We start from the raw sequence: 16,957 nt of genomic DNA on the forward strand, positions 1-16,957 counted from the left end.
AGTTAGTTATTGTATCAATACTTTTTTATGTATTAACATGCTTATAAAATATTAGGGTTATAAATTAATGGATTTTATAAGATATAAGAAGCATATTTTTAATAATAATTTATACTGATAGTTGAGGAAGATCAAAAAGTAAAAAAATCTAATTCGTTTCTTATATTTTATAATTCCATAATTTGCCATACTTTTATGGTAAATAAAAAAATAAGCAAATTATAGGGTTGGTGTTCTATGAGAAATGAATACTCTGCGGTATACTTTGATTATAAATACAATTTATATACAGTGATAGAATTAAAAAAAGGAGATAAAGCTCCTAATTTTTCGGCATTAGATCAGGATGGTAATACAATTTCTCTTGAAGACTATAAAGGGAAAAAATTAGTAGTTTTTTTCTACCCAAAGGCTAGTACCCCCGGATGTACAGCAGAGGCTTGCAATCTTAGAGATAACTATCAAACATTTTTGAATCAAGGATACGAGATTATTGGAGTTAGTGCAGATAGTGCAAAGCGACAACAGAATTTTAGAAATAAGCATGAATTACCTTATCCTTTATTGGCAGATGAAGATAAAAAAGTAATTGAAGCTTTTGGTGTATGGGGACCTAAGAAATTTATGGGTAGAGAATATGATGGAATACACCGTTCTACATTTGTAATTGATGAAAAAGGGGTGATTTCTGAGGTTATTGTTAAGGTAAAGACCAAAGACCACGCGTCTCAAATACTATAAGGTATTTGTTTATAACAAAAAAAAGCAGCTTATCTTCATAGGTAAGCTGCTTTTTCTGATATATATAATTCTATTTTACAGATTGTTTTGTTTTATATCCAAAAAAGTTATTGGCTTTAATCATTTCAGGAATAAGTTCTGGCAACTGTTCTTCCCATCCAGGTTCTCCTTCTTGGATTTTACGCAGAACTTCTCTAGAGAAAATATCCATTATAGAAGGATCATAATCTTTGATGTCTTGTAATTTTCCATTGTACTTAAAGAATTTATACAATTCTTTCATTCGTGGATGTACTTTGAGGGTGTCACTATTGGTTAACTCTCCTGTTTTATGGTTTTTTAATGGATATAGGTATACTTTTAAATCTTTAAAGAATAATTTACCAAAAGCTTCTAGAATACCACCACTTAAATGTCGGTAGTATTTTTCGTCAAAAATATCTATTAAATTATTGATTCCCATAGATAGAGCCATTCTCTCTTTGGTATAATTGGAGAAATATTCAACTACTCTATAATATTCTTTAAAATTAGAGATCATTACAGTTTGTCCCAAAGAGCAAAGTAATCTTGCTCGAGCCATAAAGTCTTCTTCATCGATTTCACCTTCTGCTCTTAAGTTAGACAAGGTAACTTCAAAAATAACCACGGTTTTATCTTTATTTACTTTGTTTTCACTCAAAAACATATTGAGTGATTTTTTGTAAATATCCATATTCACCTTAGTCACAGGTCTAAAACTCCCTCTAAGGGCTAATATATTTTTCTTATACAATATAGCTGCAGGTAGTATATTATTACCATCAGGACCAAACATTACGGCTTCGGTCATCCCATTTTTAACCAATTGTAAGCTCATCAAGCGGTTATCAACTTTTGTAAACCTCGGACCAGAGAAATTGATGGTGTCAATCTCTATTTGATCTTTATCTAGATGATCATACAGATATCGTAATAATTTTTTGGGATTATCATACTTGTAATATGCTCCATATATAAGGTTAACACCTAATATCCCCAAAGTCATCTGTTGTAGCTTGGCATCATTTTCATGAAATCTAATATGCAGGGAGATTTCATTATAATCCTCATTCGGAGTAGTTTGATAGCGAATACCTACCCAACCGTGACCTTTATATTTTTTTGCAAAGTCAATTGTAGCTACTGTATTAGCATAACTAAAGAATAGTTTGTTAGGATGTTTTTCTCTAGTAATCCTCTCTTCAATTAGTCCGACTTCATGTCTAAGCATCTTTTTTAACCTGGCTTCGGTAACATAACGCTTATCATTTTCGATACCATAAATGGCATCACTAAAATCTTTATCATAGGCACTCATTGCTTTTGCAATAGTACCCGAGGCACCACCTGCTCTAAAAAAGTTACGCACAGTTTCCTGACCAGCACCTATTTCTGCAAAGGTACCGTAGATATTTTGATTCAGGTTAATACGTAAAGCTTTACTCTTTATTGAAGGGACAGATTCAAATTCTTTATCTCCCATTATCTTAATAGGCATAGTAAAAAGGGCTTTTTTTGTTTAATGTAAAGGTAGTAATACCGTAAGTATTAAAAAAGTTTGAATGTAAATTTCTATTGCATCTTAACCCTTAACTTATAATTAAGAAAAATAAGTGATTTTCGACCAAAAAAATATAAGTACATTTGTCCAACTTAATTAGGATATGGAAGTAATATTTCTTGGTACAGGCACATCTCAGGGGATTCCGATTATAGGGAGCGATCACCCTGTTTGCCTAAGTAATGATCAAAGAGATAAACGGCTTCGAGTGTCGGTACTTATTTCTTGGGATAAATATCAATATGTGATTGATTGTGGACCAGATTTTAGGCAGCAAATGCTTGCAAATAAGATCTCTAGAATTGATGGCATTGTTTTTACTCACGAGCATGCTGATCATACAATGGGATTAGATGATATCAGACCATTTTTCTTTAGACAAGGAGATATTCCTATATATGGGCACAAAAGAGTATTAGAAGCACTTAGAACCCGATTTGAATATATTTTTTCTTCAGAAAACAAATATCCGGGAGCACCTAGTGTAATAGAAAATGAACTGGTTAATGAACCTTTTCTGCTTGGAAATCTCGATGTTATCCCTATTAATACACTGCATAACCGCCTACAGGTATTTGGATTTAGATTTAAGGATTTTGCATACTTAACAGATGTAAAAACTGTGGATGAACAAGAAAGGCTGAAGTTAAAAGGAGTAAAGGTTTTGGTTGTAAATGCCCTGAGAATCGAACCGCATCATTCGCATTTTAATCTTGAAGAAGCTTTGCAGTTTATTCGTGAAATAGAACCAGAGAAAGCCTATCTTACTCACATCAGTCATATGTTAGGTTTTCATGCCGAAGTAGAGAAGATATTACCCAAAAACGTTTATATAGCATACGATAACCTAAAAATAACTATCTAAAGTATGAGAAATAAAATCTTTTTATATCTATTCATTTTTGCATCATTGTTTATTCTTTTTCAATTTATGAATGCAAAAAAGGCAAAAGAATCTTATGATAAAAAAATTGACAATTTGCAAGCAGAGGTTACAACCAAAGAAACAACGATAGACTCATTAATAAGTGCCAATATGGATCTTACCTATTTTACTTTGGATAGTAATGAAGATGCTGTAAGTTATTTTGAAGAAATGGGGTATGATGCTAGTAAACTGGCAACAACAATCAGTGATCAAATTATTGGACAAAATAAAGCCGGAAAAGATAACCCAATAATACCATTTGTAGGGATGGAAGGTAATATGAATGTTAATAAAGTAAGATTGTTAAATCATAAATGGATTATTGCTGACTTTACTGATGGAGTTTATTGGGGAGAACTTTTTATTATTTATGAAGTAAAAGAAGGTGGAGTAATTGATTTTGAGGTAGAAAAATCCTTTTTGTATCCAAGGGATTAATGATTAACTATAAAATAAAACCTATTTAGATACTAAAATATGTTTTTGAAATATTTTTTATAATAAAAGCTGCCGATTAAGGCAGCTTTTGTTTTTAAGTGATAATAGTTGAGTTATTTGTACTTTTTTTCATATTCAAAAAAACGTTTTAGTAGAATCCTATCTTTTTATGAGCTAACATATTGATTCTTTTTGGGAGCAGTAAAGCATTATTAATTGATACACCAAAAGGTTGTTCGAAATTAATTAATGATGGTACGAACTTTAAAGCTTGTTGTTTATTAATAAAAGGAACTGGCTGTTGATTGATTAATCCCTGATTAGTGTATTGTCCTACGGAGGGTCCTTGAGAGAAACTAGTTGTAGGAAAAATTATTCCAAATGTTATAACGTCTTCAAAGTGTATAAAGGACTTGCCAGTTCCTTTTGGATAAGTTTTTTGATATTGCTGCTTGTATAGAGGGATGTCAAATCTTTCATTTTGCAAATCTTGTTTCATAAAAATTGGCGTTTGCGCTTGTATCGAGAATATGCTCGTATATAATACACCAAAAAGTACACTATGTTTTATTTTGAAAATAAACTTCATACCATGTAATACCTTTAGAGTTATTCTGATTAATGATATTCTAAAATTACATACTATATGTTACTTAATTGTTTATAGTTTTTAAACAAATAATTAGTATTAGGTTAAGAAAGAATAAGATTCACTTGATCGCAATATTGATAGATAAAATAGTTACGAAATCGTTGTAGTAAAATTTTAGGATTCTTATTAGATAAAGTGAAATTATATGAAAATTTAATAATTCTATGGTTTCAAAGACTCTGGTGATATTATTTTATAGAGATTCCTATTATATTTGATATTCTTTCAATTAGTAATCCTAAAAGGAAATCATAATAAATCTATGTGCATGAATCATAAGTCTCTATATATCCTATCAGTAATTGTAATTATAATATCGGTTTCATGCAAAAAAAAATATCTTGGTACTTATCAAGGATATAAAAATGAGAAAACACATATAGAAGTTTTTAGAAACGATGGTAAATACATTATAAAACCGTATTCTAATAAAATTATAGAAACATCTTTTATTCCTGCGGGAGAAACTTTTAACGCAAAATCGCATGCTGTTGTACTAAAGCCAGTTAATAATAAGCTAGTAATTTTAGAGAATGATAGTGTGTTAACCATTAATACCAATGGAATAGATGTTCATGTTATCAAAGAACCATTTCGAATATCATATACTTACAAAGGAAAAGAATTAATATCAGAAGGAAAAGGGTATATAAAAACAGATTCTACAGAGATATTGGATTTTAATCTCGATAAGAACGAGGTAATTTATGGAGCAGGGGCAAGGGTAGTAGGAATGAATAGAAGAGGAAAAAAGCTTCAATTATATAATAAAGCACACTATGGGTATGAAGGACATTCTGAATTAATGAATTATACCATGCCATTGGTACTATCTTCAAAGCTATATGCAGTTCATTTTGATAACGCTCCTATTGGTTTTCTTGATATTGATAGTAAAAAAGATAATACACTACAATATGAAACAATAAGTGGGCGAAAAACATATCAGGTAGTCGCGGGAGATGATTGGAAAGACCTAATGAATCAATATACAAATCTTACAGGAAAACAACCACTCCCTCCACGATGGGCATTTGGAAACTTTGCCAGTCGTTTTGGATATCATTCTGAAAAAGAAACCAGAGAAACCATAGCTAAGTTTAAAGCAGATAGTATCCCACTAGATGCAGTAATCCTGGATATTTATTGGTTTGGTAAAAATATCAAAGGAGAAATGGGAAATCTAGAATTTTTAAAAGATTCCTTTCCTAATCCAAAACAAATGATCAGTGATTTTAAAAAGGAAGGAATAAAAACAATATTAATAACCGAACCCTTTGTCTTAAGTACTTCCAAAAAATGGGAAGAAGCAGTAAAAGAAGGCGTTTTGGGTAAAGATTCTATTGGGCGACCATATACTTATGAGTTTTATTTTGGTAATACAGGGATCATAGATATTTATAACCCAAAAGGAAAAGATTGGTTTTGGGATATCTATAAAAAGCACACCGAAGATTATCAGGTAGCCGGTTGGTGGGGAGATCTAGGAGAGCCCGAAGTACATCCGTCTGATCTACAACATGCTACTGGGAGTGCAGATGAGGTTCATAATGTTTATGGACATGATTGGGCACGATTGGTTCATGAAGGATACCAAGAAGACTTTCCCGAACAGCGACCATTTATATTAATGAGAGCAGGGTATTCGGGATCACAGCGTTTTGGTATGATCCCATGGTCTGGTGATGTAAGTAGGAGTTGGGGAGGATTGCAAGCACAAACAGAAATAGCATTGCAGATGGGAATGCAAGGGCTGGGGTATATGCATTCTGATCTTGGAGGATTTGCTGGAGGAGAAGTTTTTAATGCAGAGTTGTATACTCGTTGGTTGCAATATGGAGTATTTCAACCAATTTTTAGACCTCATGCTCAGGAACATATAGCACCAGAACCTGTGTTTCATGACGTTCGAACAAAAGCTCTAGCCAAAAAAAGTATTGAACTCAGGTACAGCCTTCTACCTTATAACTACACAATTGCTTTTGAGAATAATCAAACAGGTATGCCATTAATGCGCCCATTGTTTTTTAATGACATTGATAATGTTGAGTTACTCGATATGAGTTTTACATATATGTGGGGAGATGATTTTCTGGTATCACCAGTAGTCAAATCTAATATATCTTCAATGGATGTTCCGTTTCCAAAAGGAACAAATTGGTATGATTTTTATACAGGACAAAAGTATGAAGGAGGAAGGTACCATACTATTACCATAGTAGATGATCATATTCCTGTATTTGTAAAAGCAGGAGCTTTTATTCCTATGGTGCCTCCAATTCAAAATACGCTAGCCTATTCTACAAAAGAATTAATGCTCCATTTTTATTATGATGCATCAATAAAAGAAAGCTCAGGAAAACTTTATGACGATGATGGCAAAACACCAAATGCCTTTGAGAAAGGAAAGTACGAGATTTTGAAATTTGATAGTAAAACAAATGGTAGAAATGTAAATATACAATTATCTTCAATTAAAGGCACTGATTATACGCCTGTTAATAGATGGGTTACATTGGTAATTCATAATGTTAAAAGTGCGCCTAAATTGTTAACCCTTGGAGAAAACTCTGCTGCATTTGATTGGGACGAATCAAAAAGAGAATTGAAACTATCTTTTGATTGGGCATCACTGAAAACTAAAAGTTTACATATTTCTTTTTAAAATCAGGATGAAGTAGGGTAATTACTGGTGTTAGAAGTTCAAATAGTATAGAAAGACAAGTTAATCAAACAGTTGTAGGAAATATAGTAAGGGTATAGTGAATAAAATTTCTTTAGATTTGTATAAAGTACTAATAATCTTTATACCCAAACAATATGAAACCTATTAACCAACTTATTTTCTTGATTGTCCTATTTTTAGCTAGTTGTAATCCTAATGGAGATAAATGGATTAATGGTCAATGGGTAGGTGTTGGCTACCAATTGGATTCTGTAGAAAGTGATACGTGGTCTATTGATTTAGAGATAGACATGGAGAATGAGTTGTTTAATATAGAGTACCCTAGCTTAGAGTGTTCTGGGCGATGGGAACTTATTGAATATTCTGATGAACGTGCTATTTTTGATGAATTGATATTAGACAATACAAGCATTTGTATAGAAAGAGGGATTGTAATATTAACTAAAGTGGATGAAAATCATATTAGTTTTAGTTATTATACATTGGACGAAGAAGAAGTTTTAGCCTATTCTACGTTGAAAAGAAAATAAAGTATAATATATCATGCAAAAGAATAAATCTGTTGAAGAGTTTATTTCTAAAAATAAAAGATGGAACGAGGCTTTACTACTTCTTAGATCAATCATGCTTTCTACCGAAATGGAAGAAAACATAAAATGGGGCGTTCCTGTATATACTATAAATGGAAAAAATGTCGTAGGGATAGGAGCGTTTAAGTCTTATGTGGGTATTTGGTTTTACCAAGGTGTATTTCTAGAGGATAAAAACAAAGTGCTTATCAATGCTCAAGAAGGGAAGACTAAAGGGCTACGCCAGTGGCGATTCAATGCTACAGATGAAATTGATTCTGACAGTGTTTTTAACTATGTTCAAGAGGCAATACAAAACCAAAAAGATGGTAAAGAAATTGAGATAGAGAGATCTAAAGTAATAGATATTCCAGAAGAGTTACGCGTTGTTCTAATGTCTGATGCTGATCTAAACGATTCTTTTGTGGGATTAACTGCTTACAAACAAAAAGAATATGCCGAGTACATCGCTACAGCAAAAAGAGAAACTACCCGTATATCGAGATTAGAGAAAATAACTCCTATGATTCTAAAAGGTATTGGATTAAATGATAAGTATAGGTAGTGTATATAATATAACTAACTTAATAGTTCGATCTACTGCCAGAGGCGTTTTCTTCATCTGGGATTAGAGATAACTTCCTTTTTGTTAATAATTTCTCCGGTAACTGCATTAACTCTATATACCCAACTTTTTTCTTCTTCTTTCTTTTTATCTATTTCTCGTACAAAAACTTCCCAAGTTCTTACGGTATCCTTTGTTTTGGTTACCCATTTACCCTTCCCAAGACTAAATATGGTATCTCTATTAGCCATTCTTCTTTTTACAATTGCCATGGCTTCTTTATAACATATAGGGTATTTGTCTGCCTGCCTGTGATCTATCACTTTGGTTATTGTACCATCTGTATCGTAGTGTGTTTCTTTGCCAATATTTTCCCCTCCTTTGACATAACTAAAAAAAGAACCAATTAACTTACCTTTTTCATAAACCAATGATTTTTCAATATTTGTTTGTTTGTTTGTTAGCTTGTTTGTTATAGTTCCATAAGTGGGATGTTTAAACAAAGTGCTTTCAGTTGATTTGTTATTGATTACTTCTATCAGTTTTTTATGCAAAAGAAGGCTATCTTGTTTTTTACTTAAGGATAGTGTTTTTTCTTTTAGTAATATATCATCGTCAAATCCGCACAGGTTATCATTTTTGACAAACCTTTTTTGCGAGTTACAACTGTATATGACAACACTACATAGTAGTATTGCCATGATTTTTACCTTATTTTGCATAGCGGCTTTTATATAGTTTATCCCACTGCCAGTGCCAGAGGTGTTTTCTTTTTGCTTCATTATTATAATCCATATAGTTATCAGTACTGCCCTGTTTAAAGATATGGGTTTTTGCTTTGTCTTTTTCTGTAGTTTCTTTAAAAGAATGAGGCAATCCCGCCCCATGCATGATCTCATGAGGTATTTCTTGATGGGGTCTTATATCATTGTTTGCCATAAACATCATAGATATTCCGGATTTAGTGATTCCATTACCATACTGATTTTTACCTTCTTGGGTTGTTTTCATACACTTCATATTAGTAAAGATAAGCAAGAGTTGCCTGCGATCATACGGCTGTCCTGCATTGGTACGTTTTAATATATAGAGTTGCCCCAAGTTATTAAAAAAATCATCTTTATCCCGTTCAGTAAATTTAACACTATGGGTGCTGCCTTCTGTCATAGTATCCTGTATCTTTTTTAGATAATGTTGCCCCATCTGGTCATCTGCTGCTATGGTGGTAATATCAAAAACTTCGGTGTATCATCTACCAGTTGTATATCGATCTGGGCAGGATCTAGTACAGCTTTAAAATACTCTTCCAGTTTTTCTCGGGTGGTTTTGTTTACTAATCTACTAACATCGTTGTCGATTCTACCTCCCTTAGCTTCTAGTATTACTGTTTTTACGGTTATAGTTTTGGGTTCGGGATGTCTTATATCAATGGCTCCTGCTACTGTGCCGTCTGCCAGTACCTGTATGGTGGTAGGGGTTTTGGTATCACCATAGGTGGTGCAGGTGATCTTTACCTTTCCGGCTTCGACTAGATCAACGGGGTTACCACGATTATCTACTGGGGTGATGGTAAACCCTGCAGGGGTGGTAAAGGAAATATCGCTGTATTCTTCTTCTCGGTGCAGGTCTTTATCCAGGTCCAGAGTGATGGTACGATTGATACGCAAAGTCATCTTTGGTACACGATAATCCTCATCTTCTACCAGTATGCTGCGATAGGAGTCTTTGTAGGTGATTGTTCTGCCAGCAATACCATTTGATTCATAGATTTAGTATAGGTATCAAAGCCAAAGAGTCCATCTTTTAGATCGCTGCTATCTGCTTTGAACTCGATTCTGCATTTTTTGGGTCGTTCTTCTTCTGTTTCTGTTGTTGGCGATGGCGATGATGCAGGGAATGGTGTTTGCTACCAATGGTTAGAGTATGCTGTACCTGATACAGAGTCTTTGATCCCGCCGGCAGAGATCGATACGGTTTCTGTCATAGAGTTGTTGTCATTGGCAGTAAATCCTGTTTTGTGACCGATGACTACAAAATCTGCAAAATATAGGGTTCTGGATCGCCCCCCAGGTATGGCATCAGTAAATACAAGTTTACCCTGATCCTTTTTGGTAGGGTGAGTAGCCATATCAAAAAAGTAATTATCATGGGTAGACTCGATCATCATGGTTAATCCTTTAAAGGCAGATCGGTAATTGGTAGGCCTGCCGGTCTCATCACTGCGCTGGGAGAACTCATAACCTGCCTGGAGAACATTGTATGCTTTGTCTCCAATATAGAATTTGGCGATTATAGCCATTTGTTTTGCGATTTTAACAGTTAGTGATTTGTGCTATGTAAATAAGACTGTCTAAAAAATCCTCTTTAGACAGTCTTATTCTGAAAATTAGATACGAGCTTATTAGTAGGCAGTACTACTATCGGTTGTGGTATCTTTTTTTGTTCTACCTTCTATTAAAATTTTATATTGCTCTATCAGAGTATTGATCTGATTTACAATATTTGTTAATTCTTGAGTGGGATTTAAAATAGCGTGGGAGCTTATGTGGGAGATCAATACTTTATAGTCTTTGTCCGCATCTTTTCTAAGAGAGGTAACGGTCTCTTCGCTTGCTTTAGAGAGTTCTGTATTACGCTCCAGGTATTTGTTATTAAAATCATTATTTACGGCATCAAGTTGTTCTGCCCAATCTGATAAATGAAGTTGTTGCAGTGCTTTGCCAAGTGATATATCGGTTTCCCAATCATTTTTCAGGTTACGAATGGTCGTTGTTTCTGCCTGGTAATTTTGATCATAAATCAAGGAATCATACTTGCTTATGCTATCTGATAACAGGATAGCTCGTAGTTTTACTTCGGGATCATAATGATAGGTATATCCTTCTATCACCTTTTTGATACCTATAATAGAGAAATCTCTCTGTCGATCGAGTTCGCGTATCTCTCCGGTAGTATCGCTACCTAATTGTTTTTTGAAAACAGATTCTAGATATTCTTTCTGTTTTTCGAGAGTAGTAAGTTTTTTGTTTACTAATTCAACTACAGCATTTTCTTTTCTTATTGTTTTTGTAGTATCCACAATAAATTGAATATACTCGTCATTGCGTAATTTTGATAAATCGATTTTTTCTATCATAATATATTTACTAGTGGTTAATACAGTAAATATCTATTATGTATTATTTTTTTCAAAATATTATTGTCCTAAAATGCTGATTTGTAGGGGTATTAATACAAAATATTGTATGATACAATCCTATAGGTATTTTTTGAGTCAAGACAAGGTTTCAGGAAACTCCGAAAACGTCTCCTGACCCAGGGCAAGGTTTCGGGAAGCTCCGAAAGCGTCTCCTGACTCAGGGCAAGGTTTCGGGAAACTCCGAAAACGTCTTCTGACCCAGGGCAAGGTTTCGGGAAACTCCGAAAGCGTCTCCTGACCCAGAGCAAGGTTTCGGGAAAGTGAATAACGGTAAAGTACTATATTTTAGAACTTAACCATTCTTTGAACTGATAAAAATTTTGTGGTGCCACTCCATGACCTACCGGAAATTCGTTTAAAGAGGTCTGTATGCCTAATTTACCTAGTGTAGTTGGAGCTTTGCGAGCCCAATCTATAGGAATTACCTGATCTACACTACCATGTGAGCAGTAGATATTAAGTTTTGAGAAATCATTTGTAGTGTAGTTTTCTGCCAAAATATCTTCGTTAAGATACCCGCTTAGCGCGATTACATTTTTAATCTTTTCAGGGTAGGAGAGTGCCACTGCATAACTAAGTATTGTTCCTTGGCTAAACCCTAAGACAGTAACATTATCAGCATCCAGATCATAAGTGTCTATGGCTTCATCAATAAAGTTAGCAATCTTATCTCTGGATTCTATTGCTTGCTTATCATCACTAAATTTTCCTTGGGCTGCATCAAAGTATATTGCATACCACGCATTACCATAAGGCTGCATTGGATATGGTGCTCTTACAGAGATGATAAAAAGTTCTTCTGGTAATTCTGAGGCGAAAGAAAAAAGATCTTTTTCGTCACTTCCGTACCCATGAAACATAAATAAAACTGGAGTTTTGTCCTTTTTTATGGTTGGCTCTTTAACGATATGATGTAATGATAGTGTTTTGGTTTGCATAATTTTATCTTAGTTGTAGATGAATATGATCATCATGCCTTACAGCTCTGCAGCCATGAAATCTTATTTTACTACTTTGTATTTTAAATCTATTTTTGAGATGAGGTTCTATAAATACTTTATTAACCTGCTTCTGTTTTATAATTGCCAAAAGTAAATCTTTTGTTGCTTTTTCAGAAAACTTTAAGTCTTTGTTTACAGTTCCTAAAGTTACATATTTTGTAAAATCATATTGCCAATTTCCTTTTTGTTTACAGATCTTATTTTGATTGTATTCATATTTCGTTGGCGTTTCGAATACTCCATATCCACTAAAAGAAGGTTTTTTATTGACGATCTCTTGATATTGATCTTCATAAACAAAAGAAACATCAATTTTTTTACCATCGTTGTGACTCAAATGCGGGAGAAGAGGAAAACCGTTTATATAAGGAAAATTGGCATCTAGATAGACTAATGCAACCCCAGAATTAGATTTTTGAAAAGATTCAGCTACATTTTCTAATGCTGTATATAGCTTGGGAGATACATAATCTCTATTCAAAAGTTTGGTAAAAACAGAATGTGCTTTTATCTGCGCAGTATCTTTAATCCTTACCCGACCTAATAATGGGGCGGTATAAGGGACAATTAAAAAAGTAGCTACACTGTAAACTAATATAAAAAGAAAGAATTTTTTAAGTCTATATTTTTGAGAAGTTCTTTTGATAAATAATTCAGAAAGTAAATATACAACTCCACCAATTTGAGTAACTACAGTTAATAAACAGAAAAGAAAGAATTTTAGAATACACCTTAAAAATTTATTTAACATACAAAAAGACTCTAATTACCATATAGTAACAAGCTACCAATCGTGGATTGAGATTTACTTAATAAAGCCAAACCATTCCTGAAAATATGGACCAAGTAGAGGAACTGGTTTTTGCTCTTCTTTTAATGCGGTTATAAGACCAAATATCCAAAGAACAAAAATGAATATATAAAATGCTGATGATACTCCCCAAGAATCAAAAATACTTGCCAATGCACCCAAAAGGTAGAAACTAATATTGATTCCTAATCCTTGTCTGATATGAAAGCTAGCAAACTGATTCTTGTTTTCCTGATTCATAAAAAAAGCGATGATTGTTCCGATAATAGTAATATATGCGACTATAGCCGCTGTTTTACCTTGTTTTGCGTAATCAGATTGCATGATTGATTTTTTTTATTATTTATTATTGATTGATCTATACTGGATAAATCGGTATTGGTTTTATTTTAACACGTTTTTTCCATTGGCTATAATACCATACGAAGTTCCTTTGGTTTGTTGCTCAAAAAAGGCACTGTTTTTTGATGTAGAAATTACATCCTCCTTTGTAAAAGTAGCTTTGTGTTTTGGGGTAAATAACGATAGATCTGCCTTATTTCCTTTATCGATAGTTGGGCTTTCAACACCAAAAATTGATTTTCCTTTTGTTAGCATTGCTATTGTTGTGTCAATTCCCAGTTTCTCATTAAGAATCCCAAAAGCACTTTCTAATCCAATGGTACCGTATTTGGCATTGTCAAATTCTACTTTTTTGTATTCTACATCCATTGGTCGATGATCACTGGTTACCATATCGATGGTGCCATCTGCAACACCTTCTACTAATGCAGTTATGTCTTTTTGAGTTCGTAGTGGAGGAAGCACCTTATAATTTGCATCAAAAGTAACCAGTTCTTTATCTGTTAGTGTTAAATGATGAACGGTAGTACTACAACTTACTTGTAGTCCTTTTGCTTTGGCTTCTCTAATTAGATCAACAGATTTTGCAGTCGAAACGGTAGGGATGTGCAAAGTACCTCCGGTATATTCTAGTAAAAACAAATCTCTAACTATTTGTAACTCTTCTGCCAATGCAGGAATTCCTTTTAATCCCAGTAAGGTGCTCTGTTCTTCTTCGTTTACCATTCCCTTTCCTGCAATACAATCTTCTTGAGGATATGACATTACTAACCCACCAAAATTCTGTGCATATAATAATGCAATTTTTAATAAGTTAGGGTTCTTAACTGCTTTTTTATAATCACCAAAAGCAATTGCTCCGGCCTGTTTCATATCGTATAGCTCTGCCAAATCAATCCCTTTAGATTGCATGGTTAATGCCCCAATAGGGTATAGGGATACAGCATTATTAAGAGCTTTTCCTTTTAAAAAACCAATAGAGGCACTATTATCTATTATCGGAGATGAATTGGGGTGTAAGGCAATAGCTGTAAATCCACTTTTTGCGGCGACTAGCAATCCATTATCAATTGTTTCTCGCTCTTCATAGCCAGGCTCTCCAAAACAAACACTACTATCAAACCACCCTTGCGAAACATGAAGATCATCTAATTGTATTTCTTCTATATGATTAGAGGAGTTGATGGTAGTATTTATATCTGTAATCGTTCCATTTTCTATCAAAATATCAACTGTCTGATGATGATATGGAGAAGCAGGGTCAATTACAGTAGCGGCCTTTAATAAGAAATTCATTTTAGGTATTTTAACAGTAGTATTTCAATTAGTAAGAATATCAAGGCAAAAATAATAAACCATTTCCAAAGTTCATTAACACTGGTCTCTTCTTTTATTTCATCAAAAAGCTCGGTTATAGATGTACTGACTTGATAATTTTCGGAAGTACTTAAATTATAATACTGTAAATCACTTTCTGCACTATTATAATTGTAACTTACATGCTGAATAATATTCGTTTTGTCCTGTAAGCTATAGATTCCTGATTTAGTGGGTACTTCATCTGTAGTAATTCGAACTTTGGTAGAAAAGCTTTGTTGTAGCGGGATTATACTTTCATTATCAGAAACCAAGGACAATATTCTATCCTGATTTAACGCAATAGGAATATCATAGGAGTTCGTTTGACCAATTGTATAAGAAATATCAGTAAGTTGTAAGCTTTGTTTCCCCATGTTATATAACGCCGGAACAATTAATGGAGAATTTTTGAAATTAGAATTCTCTTTGTTTATAGCTGCGGTAAACACATATAGATTACTTATTTTATACAAAAAAGGACTACTATCCTCGAACGATAATGCGATGTTAGAGGCATTAGCCCGATAGTAGCTGTTTACTTTTGGATATTGAAAATTACTAACCTTTTTGTCAAATACCCCACTAAATAGTGGATGAGAAAAGTTTATTGAAGTTATTTTTTTTTCTTGAGAATGTTCTGTTAACAGCCCTTGAGAAGAATATCCACTTATAAGTTGTTGGTACGATGCCAAATCTCCGTTGATAGCAGGAATAAAACAAACAGTACCTCCTTGATCAGTAAATGGTTTTAAGGCATTGATAAGTGATATTGGTAATTGCTTTACTTCATTAATAATCACAAGATTTGCAGTGCTAATATCATTATAGTTAAGATTATTTATAGAACTATTTTGTAATCTAAACTCATCAGGTGTAAATATATTTTTGATAAAATTACCATTTGACTCATTAATCGCAACTACCTTAATCTTTTCTGGAGAGTTTATAGTAAAATATCTCGAATTATCGAATGTTATTGCTGGATCTTCGAGAGTCACTCTACCGTTAATCTTTATATTTTCTTCTAAACGAAATTCTGTTGTCGCCCTTCCATTTTTTGGAATTGAAACGGTCGTTTTAGCAATTAACTTATCCCCATTGTATAATGCAATCGACGTATTTTCTCCATTAGCATCTATATTGCTCAGTAATACATTAAGTATTAGGTTGTTATTTGGGTTGTGACTCAAATACAAACTGTCGATTGCTATATTTTGCCTTGTGACTGGTTGTAACTGAACAAGGTGTGTCTTTGCATCAGTATCCTTTGGCAGACTAAAAGAGCTTTCTTTTTGCTGAAAATCAGAAACCATAATTACTCTTTTGATGGTCTCAGGAGACGAACTAAGTAGCTGTTTGGCTTTAAGGAAAGCAGAACGGTAAGAAAGCTGATTTGAAGAGTATTCTATTTGTAAGAGGTCATTTTTGATATCCTTTTTTGTAACATTGAGGAAAACGTCAGTATTAGTAAAAAGAGATATTGTTTCTTCTTCGGGTAGCTCACTAAGGATTTCTTGGATCGTACGTTTCAGAAGTGTCCCTTTAGAACCCTTGGCCTGCATGCTAAAAGAATTATCCAAATAAATTGCCGTTTCACTTTTTTTACCAACTATTTCTTCTAAGGCTAAAAAAGGTTGGGCAAAAGCAATAATAATCGCTGCCAGTGCAAGCAAACGGGTGACTAGTGTAAGCCATTTTTTAATCTGAGAGCTCTTTCGAGTTTGAACCGTAACCGCTTTAAGAAACTTAACATTAGTAAAGTCGACTTTTTGAAAACGTCTTAACTGAAATAAATGAACTAGAATTGGAATGATAAGAGCAAAAAGGGCATAAAGAAATTCTGGATGTTTAAACTGCATTCCTTAATATAGTTTGTCAAATATACTATAAGATTTGAAAATAAAGATTTGGAAGAAGATATTTTTTATGAGAGAATAGATTTGTAATTTAATTTTCTTTTTCTCCTTTGCTGTGGCCTAAGTTTATATAAAACCACTGGTCTAAGCCATTATATTAATACAAATCATAAAAATAGATGTACCTTTGCCCATATACTCAGAAATGGCATTTCCCTTATAATTGTT

Annotated in this window: 18 protein-coding genes; 6 read left to right on the forward strand and 12 right to left on the reverse strand. The window is 33.3% G+C overall.

Translation table 11 applies throughout. The features are described from left to right. The first annotated feature begins 291 nt into the window (after window positions 1–291). Entirely contained in the window at window positions 292–741 is a 450-nt protein-coding gene (gene bcp, locus C1X07_RS00630; RefSeq protein WP_103068756.1) for a thioredoxin-dependent thiol peroxidase, read from the forward strand. A 70-nt stretch (window positions 742–811) separates the two neighbouring features. On the opposite strand, the gene C1X07_RS00635 is transcribed toward bcp, so the two are convergent. Next, window positions 812–2,260, reverse strand: coding sequence for a nicotinate-nucleotide adenylyltransferase (locus C1X07_RS00635; protein WP_103068045.1), 1,449 nt, complete (start codon window positions 2,258–2,260; stop codon window positions 812–814). A gap of 166 nt (window positions 2,261–2,426) precedes the next feature. On the opposite strand from C1X07_RS00635, the gene C1X07_RS00640 reads away from it, so the two are divergent. Both C1X07_RS00640 and C1X07_RS00645 read left to right on the forward strand, forming a co-directional pair. Next, the gene (locus C1X07_RS00640) at window positions 2,427–3,188 is read left to right on the forward strand and encodes an MBL fold metallo-hydrolase (protein WP_103068046.1); all 762 of its coding nucleotides are present in this window, start codon (window positions 2,427–2,429) and stop codon (window positions 3,186–3,188) included. A gap of 3 nt (window positions 3,189–3,191) precedes the next feature. Beyond that, window positions 3,192–3,689, forward strand: a complete 498-nt coding sequence (locus tag C1X07_RS00645) for a hypothetical protein (RefSeq protein WP_103068047.1) — start codon at window positions 3,192–3,194, stop codon at window positions 3,687–3,689. Window positions 3,690–3,837: 148 nt separating this feature from the next. Here the strand turns inward: C1X07_RS00645 and C1X07_RS00650 are convergent, their stop codons facing one another. Continuing rightward, the gene (locus C1X07_RS00650) at window positions 3,838–4,188 is read right to left on the reverse strand and encodes a hypothetical protein (protein WP_164914062.1); all 351 of its coding nucleotides are present in this window, start codon (window positions 4,186–4,188) and stop codon (window positions 3,838–3,840) included. 421 nt (window positions 4,189–4,609) lie between these two features. On the opposite strand from C1X07_RS00650, the gene C1X07_RS00655 reads away from it, so the two are divergent. The 3 genes from C1X07_RS00655 to C1X07_RS00665 all read left to right on the forward strand — a co-directional run bounded on the left by C1X07_RS00655 (window position 4,610) and on the right by C1X07_RS00665 (window position 8,161). Next, window positions 4,610–7,006, forward strand: a complete 2,397-nt coding sequence (locus tag C1X07_RS00655; RefSeq protein ID WP_103068049.1) for a glycoside hydrolase family 31 protein — start codon at window positions 4,610–4,612, stop codon at window positions 7,004–7,006. A 155-nt stretch (window positions 7,007–7,161) separates the two neighbouring features. Further along, entirely contained in the window at window positions 7,162–7,557 is a 396-nt protein-coding gene (locus C1X07_RS00660; RefSeq protein ID WP_103068050.1) for a hypothetical protein, read from the forward strand. Window positions 7,558–7,570: 13 nt separating this feature from the next. Further along, window positions 7,571–8,161, forward strand: coding sequence for a YdeI/OmpD-associated family protein (locus C1X07_RS00665; RefSeq protein ID WP_103068051.1), 591 nt, complete (start codon window positions 7,571–7,573; stop codon window positions 8,159–8,161). Between the two features lie 53 nt (window positions 8,162–8,214). Here the strand turns inward: C1X07_RS00665 and C1X07_RS00670 are convergent, their stop codons facing one another. The 10 genes from C1X07_RS00670 to C1X07_RS00715 all read right to left on the reverse strand — a co-directional run bounded on the left by C1X07_RS00670 (window position 8,215) and on the right by C1X07_RS00715 (window position 16,732). After that, on the reverse strand, window positions 8,215–8,943 hold the full coding sequence (locus C1X07_RS00670; protein ID WP_164914063.1) for a hypothetical protein: 729 nt from the start codon (window positions 8,941–8,943) through the stop codon (window positions 8,215–8,217). Next, complete coding sequence (locus tag C1X07_RS25245; protein WP_241507164.1) at window positions 8,873–9,364, reverse strand: hypothetical protein; 492 nt, start codon at window positions 9,362–9,364, stop codon at window positions 8,873–8,875. The genes C1X07_RS00670 and C1X07_RS25245 overlap by 71 nt, the downstream gene beginning before the upstream one ends. 14 nt (window positions 9,365–9,378) lie before the next feature. Next, window positions 9,379–9,834: a hypothetical protein gene (locus C1X07_RS00680; RefSeq protein WP_103068053.1), complete on the reverse strand. Its 456-nt coding sequence runs from the start codon at window positions 9,832–9,834 to the stop codon at window positions 9,379–9,381. A gap of 233 nt (window positions 9,835–10,067) precedes the next feature. Beyond that, entirely contained in the window at window positions 10,068–10,460 is a 393-nt protein-coding gene (gene tssD, locus C1X07_RS00685; RefSeq protein WP_103068054.1) for a type VI secretion system tube protein TssD, read from the reverse strand. Between the two features lie 102 nt (window positions 10,461–10,562). Beyond that, on the reverse strand, window positions 10,563–11,297 hold the full coding sequence (locus tag C1X07_RS00690) for a DUF6261 family protein (protein ID WP_103068055.1): 735 nt from the start codon (window positions 11,295–11,297) through the stop codon (window positions 10,563–10,565). A gap of 341 nt (window positions 11,298–11,638) precedes the next feature. Further along, window positions 11,639–12,298 (reverse strand): alpha/beta hydrolase, encoded by a 660-nt coding sequence (locus C1X07_RS00695; protein WP_103068056.1) that lies wholly within the window; start codon window positions 12,296–12,298, stop codon window positions 11,639–11,641. 4 nt (window positions 12,299–12,302) lie between these two features. Further along, window positions 12,303–13,112, reverse strand: coding sequence for a hypothetical protein (locus C1X07_RS00700; protein ID WP_103068057.1), 810 nt, complete (start codon window positions 13,110–13,112; stop codon window positions 12,303–12,305). Window positions 13,113–13,166: 54 nt separating this feature from the next. Beyond that, window positions 13,167–13,496: a DUF4870 domain-containing protein gene (locus C1X07_RS00705; protein ID WP_103068058.1), complete on the reverse strand. Its 330-nt coding sequence runs from the start codon at window positions 13,494–13,496 to the stop codon at window positions 13,167–13,169. Between the two features lie 60 nt (window positions 13,497–13,556). Beyond that, window positions 13,557–14,810, reverse strand: a complete 1,254-nt coding sequence (locus tag C1X07_RS00710) for a dihydroorotase (protein ID WP_103068059.1) — start codon at window positions 14,808–14,810, stop codon at window positions 13,557–13,559. Then, entirely contained in the window at window positions 14,807–16,732 is a 1,926-nt protein-coding gene (locus C1X07_RS00715; RefSeq protein WP_103068060.1) for a vWA domain-containing protein, read from the reverse strand. The genes C1X07_RS00710 and C1X07_RS00715 overlap by 4 nt, the downstream gene beginning before the upstream one ends. Between the last annotated feature and the right edge of the window lie 225 nt (window positions 16,733–16,957).

Source organism: Aquimarina sediminis (genome assembly GCF_002895435.1).
Classification (GTDB): Bacteria; Bacteroidota; Bacteroidia; order Flavobacteriales; family Flavobacteriaceae; genus Aquimarina; species Aquimarina sediminis.

Excerpts from the sequence above, each read along its gene's own strand:
- C1X07_RS00635 (WP_103068045.1), bottom strand. The coding sequence starts at position 2,260 with ATGCCTATTAAGATAATGGGAGATAAAGAATTTGAATCTGTCCCTTCA.
- C1X07_RS00640 (WP_103068046.1), top strand. The coding sequence starts at position 2,427 with ATGGAAGTAATATTTCTTGGTACAGGCACATCTCAGGGGATTCCGATT.
- C1X07_RS00645 (WP_103068047.1), top strand. The coding sequence starts at position 3,192 with ATGAGAAATAAAATCTTTTTATATCTATTCATTTTTGCATCATTGTTT.
- C1X07_RS00650 (WP_164914062.1), bottom strand. The coding sequence starts at position 4,188 with ATGAAACAAGATTTGCAAAATGAAAGATTTGACATCCCTCTATACAAG.
- C1X07_RS00655 (WP_103068049.1), top strand. The coding sequence starts at position 4,610 with ATGAATCATAAGTCTCTATATATCCTATCAGTAATTGTAATTATAATA.
- C1X07_RS00660 (WP_103068050.1), top strand. The coding sequence starts at position 7,162 with ATGAAACCTATTAACCAACTTATTTTCTTGATTGTCCTATTTTTAGCT.
- C1X07_RS00665 (WP_103068051.1), top strand. The coding sequence starts at position 7,571 with ATGCAAAAGAATAAATCTGTTGAAGAGTTTATTTCTAAAAATAAAAGA.
- C1X07_RS00670 (WP_164914063.1), bottom strand. The coding sequence starts at position 8,943 with ATGAAGCAAAAAGAAAACACCTCTGGCACTGGCAGTGGGATAAACTAT.
- C1X07_RS25245 (WP_241507164.1), bottom strand. The coding sequence starts at position 9,364 with ATGGGGCAACATTATCTAAAAAAGATACAGGATACTATGACAGAAGGC.
- C1X07_RS00680 (WP_103068053.1), bottom strand. The coding sequence starts at position 9,834 with ATGACTTTGCGTATCAATCGTACCATCACTCTGGACCTGGATAAAGAC.
- tssD (WP_103068054.1), bottom strand. The coding sequence starts at position 10,460 with ATGGCTATAATCGCCAAATTCTATATTGGAGACAAAGCATACAATGTT.
- C1X07_RS00690 (WP_103068055.1), bottom strand. The coding sequence starts at position 11,297 with ATGATAGAAAAAATCGATTTATCAAAATTACGCAATGACGAGTATATT.
- C1X07_RS00695 (WP_103068056.1), bottom strand. The coding sequence starts at position 12,298 with ATGCAAACCAAAACACTATCATTACATCATATCGTTAAAGAGCCAACC.
- C1X07_RS00700 (WP_103068057.1), bottom strand. The coding sequence starts at position 13,112 with ATGTTAAATAAATTTTTAAGGTGTATTCTAAAATTCTTTCTTTTCTGT.
- C1X07_RS00705 (WP_103068058.1), bottom strand. The coding sequence starts at position 13,496 with ATGCAATCTGATTACGCAAAACAAGGTAAAACAGCGGCTATAGTCGCA.
- C1X07_RS00710 (WP_103068059.1), bottom strand. The coding sequence starts at position 14,810 with ATGAATTTCTTATTAAAGGCCGCTACTGTAATTGACCCTGCTTCTCCA.
- C1X07_RS00715 (WP_103068060.1), bottom strand. The coding sequence starts at position 16,732 with ATGCAGTTTAAACATCCAGAATTTCTTTATGCCCTTTTTGCTCTTATC.